General features: G+C 73.4%; 7 protein-coding genes. 1 reads left to right on the top strand and 6 read right to left on the bottom strand.

Annotated features, from left to right (window positions below; all coding sequences use genetic code 11):
* Window positions 1-17: 17 nt before the first annotated feature.
* Window positions 18-389 carry an RNA-binding S4 domain-containing protein gene (locus CTKZ_RS19410; RefSeq protein ID WP_124344457.1) on the bottom strand — a complete coding sequence of 124 codons (372 nt, stop codon included), beginning with the start codon at window positions 387-389 and terminating at the stop codon, window positions 18-20.
* Between the two features lie 175 nt (window positions 390-564).
* Between CTKZ_RS19410 and CTKZ_RS19405 the strand changes: the two genes are divergently transcribed.
* On the top strand, window positions 565-1698 hold the full coding sequence (locus CTKZ_RS19405; protein WP_124344456.1) for a GDSL-type esterase/lipase family protein: 1134 nt from the start codon (window positions 565-567) through the stop codon (window positions 1696-1698).
* A 68-nt stretch (window positions 1699-1766) separates the two neighbouring features.
* On the opposite strand, the gene CTKZ_RS19400 is transcribed toward CTKZ_RS19405, so the two are convergent.
* The 5 genes from CTKZ_RS19400 to CTKZ_RS19380 all read right to left on the bottom strand — a co-directional run.
* A complete protein-coding gene (locus CTKZ_RS19400) occupies window positions 1767-2075 on the bottom strand; it encodes a DUF2249 domain-containing protein (RefSeq protein WP_124344455.1) in 309 nt (102 codons plus the stop codon).
* 149 nt (window positions 2076-2224) lie between these two features.
* Window positions 2225-2980 carry a respiratory nitrate reductase subunit gamma gene (gene narI, locus CTKZ_RS19395; protein WP_124344454.1) on the bottom strand — a complete coding sequence of 252 codons (756 nt, stop codon included), beginning with the start codon at window positions 2978-2980 and terminating at the stop codon, window positions 2225-2227.
* The gene (gene narJ / locus CTKZ_RS19390; RefSeq protein ID WP_124344453.1) at window positions 2977-3651 is read right to left on the bottom strand and encodes a nitrate reductase molybdenum cofactor assembly chaperone; all 675 of its coding nucleotides are present in this window, start codon (window positions 3649-3651) and stop codon (window positions 2977-2979) included. The genes narI and narJ overlap by 4 nt, the downstream gene beginning before the upstream one ends.
* Entirely contained in the window at window positions 3648-5333 is a 1686-nt protein-coding gene (gene narH / locus CTKZ_RS19385) for a nitrate reductase subunit beta (protein ID WP_124344458.1), read from the bottom strand. Before narH ends, narJ begins: the two co-directional genes overlap by 4 nt.
* A gap of 34 nt (window positions 5334-5367) precedes the next feature.
* Window positions 5368-6406: molybdopterin dinucleotide binding domain-containing protein (locus tag CTKZ_RS19380; protein ID WP_148090524.1), on the bottom strand; the 1039-nt coding region annotated here is incomplete at its 5' end.

Below are 6406 nucleotides of genomic sequence, written 5' to 3'. Positions count from 1 at the left end.
CGAGGGCGTCTAGGCGGTCAGTGGCCGCGGAGGCGTTCGATGAGGCGGCGGTCGCGCTTCGTCGGGCGGCCCGCGCCGCGGTCGCGCTGCCCGGCGACGGCGACGTGCTCCTTGGGCGGGACCGCGGGGGAGCGATCGAGGTAGCACGCGACGGCGACGTCGGCGCCGACCCGCTTCACGATGAGGCGCTGCACGATCACGACGCGCTCGCGGGCGCCCCCGCGCACGTGCACCTCGTCACCGGGCACGACCTGCGTCGCGGGCTTGGCGCGCTCACCGTTGACGCGCACGTGACCGGCCCGGCACGCGGCCCCCGCCGCGGAGCGCGTCGGGAACAGTCGCACCGACCACGTCCACGCGTCGACGCGGGCTCGGGTCACCTCGGGCATGCCCCGACTCTCTCACGGCCGACGCGCCGGGGATCGTCACGACGAAACGCTTCGTCGAAGCGCTCCAACTGGCCCTCGGTGCGCCCGCGCCACCACGCTGCGACGAGGCGGGCCGCAGGTGCTCCGCCGGACGCGCGGGACGTGCCCGCGCGCCGTCCCCACGGGAGGACCACGCATGACGACGACGTTCTCGCGGCGGCTCGCGGGCGCCCTGACCGCCGTGCTGCTGCTGCTCGCCGGCGCGCTCGCGCTGGCCGGGCCGACGCAGGCCGCCGACCCCGTGCGGATCATGCCGCTCGGCGACTCGATCACCGGCAACCCCGGCTGCTGGCGCGCGCTGCTGTGGCAGAAGCTCCAGCAGAACGGGTACACGAACATCGACATGGTCGGCACGCAGGGTCCGCAGGGCTGCGGGATCGCGCACGACGGCGACAACGAGGGCCACGGCGGCTACCTCGTCACCAACGTCGCCTCGGAGGGCCAGCTCGTGCCATGGCTCGCCGCGACCCGGCCCGACGTCGTCCTCATGCACTTCGGCACCAACGACGTGTGGAGCGCCCGCTCGACGCAGCAGATCCTCGACGCGTACACGACGCTCGTGCAGCAGATGCGGGCGAGCAACCCGCGGATGACGGTCCTCGTCGCGCAGATCATCCCGGTCGCGCCGCCGACGTGCGCCGACTGCCCCGGGCGGACCGCTGCGCTGAACGCAGCGATCCCCGCGTGGGCGGCGGGGCTCTCGACCGCGCAGTCGCCGATCGTGGTCGTGGACCAGGCCACCGGGTGGGTGCCCGCGACCGACACCTACGACGGCGTGCACCCTGGCGACGCGGGCATCGTCAAGATGGCCGACCGGTGGTTCCCGGCGCTCGCGGCGGTCCTGTCGGGCGCGACGCCGACGCCGACGGTCACGCCGACGCCGACCGTGACGCCCACGCCGACCGTGACGCCGACCTCGACGCCGACGGTCACACCGACGCCCACGCCGACGCCGACGCCCACGCCGACGTCGGGCGCCGGCTGCACCGCGCGCTACACGCTCGCGAGCACGTGGCCCGGGGGCTTCGTGACGAGCGTGCGGGTCACCGCGAACCAGCCGATCGCAGGCTGGAAGGTCGCGGTCACGCTGCCGAACGGCACGGTCGCGAACGCGTGGAGCTCGCAGAGCAGCGTCAGCGGGCAGACGTGGACGTTCACGAACGCCGCGTGGAACGGGACGCTCGCGGCGGGTCAGGCCACCGAGATCGGCTTCCAGGGCACCGGCTCGGGCGAGCCGTCGTCGGTCACCTGCACGGCCACCGTCCGCTGACGACGACGGACGGGTACGGGCCGCGACCATGCGGGGCGGCCGGTCGTGGGGCGTTCGGGTCGTCCGCGTCAGGCGGTGCGGGTGATCTTCACGTGCCAGGCGTCGGGGCCGTCGACGAGCACCTCGGACTCGATGGGCGCGCGCTCGGCGAGCTGGGCCAGCAGCGGCCGCGGCAGGTGCGGCGCGACGAGGATCAGCGACTTCCCCGGGGCGATCGCCTCGAACGCGCCGAAGACGGTCGCGTGGCGGATGGCGTGCGGGATCGTGCGGACGTCGAGGACGGGGTCGGCCTCGTCGTGACCGCCGCAGCCGCACGTGTGGCCGGCGGGCTCCGCGACGGGGGCGGTGGTGAGGATCTCGACGTTCTCGGCTGCCATGGGGGTCTCCCTCTCGGTGCGGTCGGTGCGGGCCTTGCTGGTCGTGCGTCGTCCGAGGTCGGACGGGGTGGTGCAGGTCGTCGGGGTGGTGCGGCGAAGCGGCTGACCGCGTCGCGCGGACGTCGTCCCGGACGGCCGTCGTCAGCGTGTCATCGGTGCTCGGCCGGAGCCCCGGGACGTTCGGCCCGTTCCCAGCCGGGGCGTGTGACACGCGTCCCACGCTGGGCGTCGCGGGTGCGGTAGACGACGTACGGGCGGACCAGGTAGCCGACGGGCGCGGACAGCACGTGCACGAGCCGCGTGAACGGCCAGATCGCGAACAGGACCATGGCCGAGAGCACGTGCGCCTGGAACATCCCGGGCACGTCGGCCATCAGCGACGCGTCGGGGCGCAGCGACATCAGCCCGCGGATCCACGGCGCGATCGAGCCGCGGTAGTCGTAGCCGCCGCCGAGGACCTGGAACAGGACGGTCGCGGCGGTGCCGCAGAACAGCGTCACCGCGAGGACGACGTACATGACCTTGTCGGAGGTCGTGGTGGCCCGGCGGACGGCGGCGACGACGCGACGCCGGTAGACGAGGATCGCGAGCCCGGCGATCGTCAGCACGGCCGCGATGCTGCCCGCCCACGTCGCGACCAGGTGGTACGCGTGCTCGTGGATGCCCACCGCCTCCAGCCAGGCGCGTGGGACGAGCAGCCCGACGACGTGCCCGCCGATCACCATGAGGATCCCGACGTGGAACATCGGCGACCCGATGCGCAGCAGGCGCCTCTCGTGCACCTGCGACGACCGCGTCGTCCAGCCGAACTGGTCGTGCCGGTACCGCCACACGTGCCCGACCACGAACACGGTCGCGGCGACGTACGGGACCACGACCCACAGCAGCACGGCGGTGGACGTCATGCGGGCACCTCCGTCGGGCGCACGGTCGGGAAGGGGAGCAGGGGCGCGGACAACCCGACGGTCTCGCCGGGCGGGCCGGACGCGACGAGGTCGGCGAACCGCTCGGCGGTCGCGGCGTCGACGGCCGGAAGCGTGCGGCACACGGCGTCGAGCACGTGCGCGTACGGGCTGCGGGCGTCGTGCAGCGCGGACCGCAGGAGCTCGAGGCCCTCGCGGTGCGTGCCGAGCAGCGCGTCGACGACCGGACCGGGCGCCCGAGCCGACAGCTCGAGGACGGCCGGCAGGAAGTCGGGCAGCTCGTCGTCGCCCGGCTCGAACCCGCACGCGCGGTACGCCTCGCGGAACGTCACGAGGGCCATGCCGCGGCGGCGCGTGTCGCCCGCCGAGTAGTACGACAGGTAGAGCGCGCAGCGTCGCCGGAGGTCGAACGTCGCGACGTAGTGCCCCTGCTGCTCGGCGAGGTCCATCGCGGCGACGGCGTCGAGGTGCGTGCGGAACGCGTCGGCGACACCGTGCGGGAGCCCGGCCACGGTCGAGCGCAGCAGGTCGTGGTGGGCGCGCACGTGCTCGGTCGGGTAGTCGAGCAGCATCGCGGCGGCGAGGTGCGCGACCGCGCGCTCACCGGTCGTGACGCGCACGGGGTCGAGGAACGGCAGCGTGCGGCGGCTCATGCGTGCGCCCCCGTCGGGCCGTCGCCGTAGCCGGGCTGTCCCTTCGCGGGTGGGAAGAGTCCCGCGTCGCCCTTGTCGCCGCCCCAGTTCAGCAGGTTGACGCGCGTCGGCCGGTCGGACGCGGACGCCGGAGCCGCCGGGTGGAACGACTCGACGCCCACCGCCGGTCGGGCGAGCGCAGCCGGACGCTCGCCGCGCGCTCGCGGTCCGCCCATGCCGGGACCGCCCGCGCCGTCGAGCGAGCACCCGAGCCCGCCCTCCGCGATCTCGTCGAGCGCCCGGGCCGACTCCGCGTGGGCGGGCGGGACGACGTAGCGGTCCTCGTACTTCGCGATCGCGAGCAGCCGGTACATCGCCTCGACCTCGTCGCCCGTCATGCCGACGGTCGCCGCGATGCGTGGGTCCTGCTCGACGCCGAGGTTGACGTTGCGCATGTGCGCCCGCATCGCGGCGAGGCGGCGCAGGACGGCGGTGACGGGGCGGGTGTCGCCCGCGGTGAACAGCCCGGCGAGGTACTCGACGGGGATGCGCAGCCGGTCGATCGCGGCGAACAGCGTGCGCGCGTCCTCGCCGTCGTTGCCGGAGCCCGACACGACGTCGACGACGGGCGACAGCGGCGGGACGTACCAGACCATCGGCAGCGTCCGGTACTCGGGGTGCAGCGGCAGCGCGACCTCGAACCGTGAGATCAGCGCCCACACGGGCGAGCGCTGCGCGGCGAGGACCCAGTCGTGCGGCACGCCGTCACGCTCGGCGGCGGCCATCACCTCGGGGTCGGACGGGTCGAGCAGCACCGAGCGCTGTGCGGCGAGGAGCTCGTGCGGGTCCTCGACCGACGCGGCCTGCAGCACACGGTCGGCGTCGTAGAGCACGAGGCCGAGGTAGCGCAGCCGGCCGACGCACGTCTCCGAGCAGACGGTCGGCAGCCCGACCTCGAGGCGCGGGTAGCACAGCGTGCACTTCTCGGCCTTGCCCGTGACGTGGTTGAAGTAGACCTTCTTGTACGGGCAGCCCGACACGCACATGCGCCAGCCGCGGCACGCGTCCTGGTCGACCAGCACGATGCCGTCCTCCGCGCGCTTGTACATCGCGCCCGACGGGCACGACGCGACGCACGACGGGTTGAGGCAGTGCTCGCAGATGCGCGGCAGGTAGAACATGAACGCCTGCTCGAGCTCGGCCTTCACGCGGTCGCTCATCTGCGCCAGGACCGGGTCCTTCTGCATCGTCGCGGCCGACCCGCCGAGGTCGTCGTCCCAGTTCGCCGACCACGTGATCTTCGTGTCCTCGCCGGTCAGCAGGGACTTCGGCCGGGCGACGGGCGTGTGCTCGCCCTGGGGCGCCGAGAGCAGGACGTCGTAGTCGTAGGTCCACGGCTCGTAGTAGTCGCTCACCTCGGGGAGCCGGGGGTTGGCGAAGAGGTGCGACAGCGTGGTGAACCGACCGCCCGAGCGCAGGCGCAGCCGGCCGCGCTTGTTCCGCGTCCAACCGCCGCCCCAGCGGTCCTGGTCCTCGTACGTGCGCGGGTAGCCCTGGCCGGGCCGCGTCTCGACGTTGTTGAACCACACGTACTCGACGCCCGTGCGGTTCGTCCACGCCTGCTTGCAGGTCACCGAGCACGTGTGGCACCCGATGCACTTGTCGAGGTTCATGACCATCGCCATCTGCGCCATGACCTTCACCGCAGCCACCCCCCGCGCGTCCCGACGGAGCCCATCAGTACGTCACCTCCTGCGACCGGCGGCGGATGGTCGTGACCTCGTCGCGCTGGTTGCCCGTCGGACCGAGGTAGTTGAACGCGAACGACAGCTGCGCGTACCCGCCGACCAGGTGGCTCGGCTTGAGCAGCACACGGGTCAGCGAGTTGTGGATGCCACCGCGCAGGCCCGACGTCTCCGACCGGGGGACGTCCACCGTGCGGTCCTTCGCGTGGTACATGAACACCGTCCCGGCGGGCATGCGGTGCGAGACGACGGCCCGCGCGACCACGACGCCGTTGCGGTTGTACGCCTCGACCCACTCGTTGTCGGTGACGCCGATGGTCGCGGCGTCCTGCGGCGACATCCAGATCGTCGGGCCGCCGCGCGACAGCGTGAGCATGTGGAGGTTGTCCTGGTACTCCGAGTGGATGGACCACTTGGAGTGCGGCGTCAGGTAGCGGACGGCGACCTCGGCGTGCCCGTCGGAACCCGGAGCTCCCGACGCGGCGGTCGAGCCCGGGCGCGCGTCGCCGAACAGCCGGTGCAGGTCGAGCGGCGGCCGGTAGACGGGCAGGTTCTCGCCGAGCTCGCTCATCCAGTCGTGGTCGAGGAAGAAGTGCTGGCGGCCCGTGAGCGTGTGCCACGGCTTGAGGTGCTCGACGTTGATCGTGAACGCCGAGTACCGCCGGCCGCCGTGCTCCGACCCCGACCACTCGGGCGACGTCACGACGGGCACGGGCCGCGCCTGCACGTCGGCGAACGTGATCCGTTTGCCCTCGTGGTCGCGGGCCAGCGACGCGAGCTCGGTGCCGGTGCGCTTCTCGACGCGCTCGAAGCCCTGCACCGCGAGCCGGCCGTTCGTCGTGCCGGACAGCGCGAGGATCGCCTCGCACACGTGCTTGGCGTCGTCGAGGCGCGGCTGCCCGGCGGCGACGCCGTCCCGGACGGTGCCGTTGACGCGGCCGAGCTCGGCGACCTCGACGTCGGGGGAGAACGCGACGCCCTTCGTCACCATGCCGGCCTTCGCCGTGAGCGGCCCGAGCGCGGCCCACCGG

The organism is Cellulomonas algicola (assembly GCF_003851725.1).
Lineage (GTDB): Bacteria > Actinomycetota > Actinomycetes > Actinomycetales > Cellulomonadaceae > Cellulomonas > Cellulomonas algicola.
Note: the sequence above shows the minus strand (reverse complement) of the source record. Positions and strands in the feature narration are given on the sequence as shown.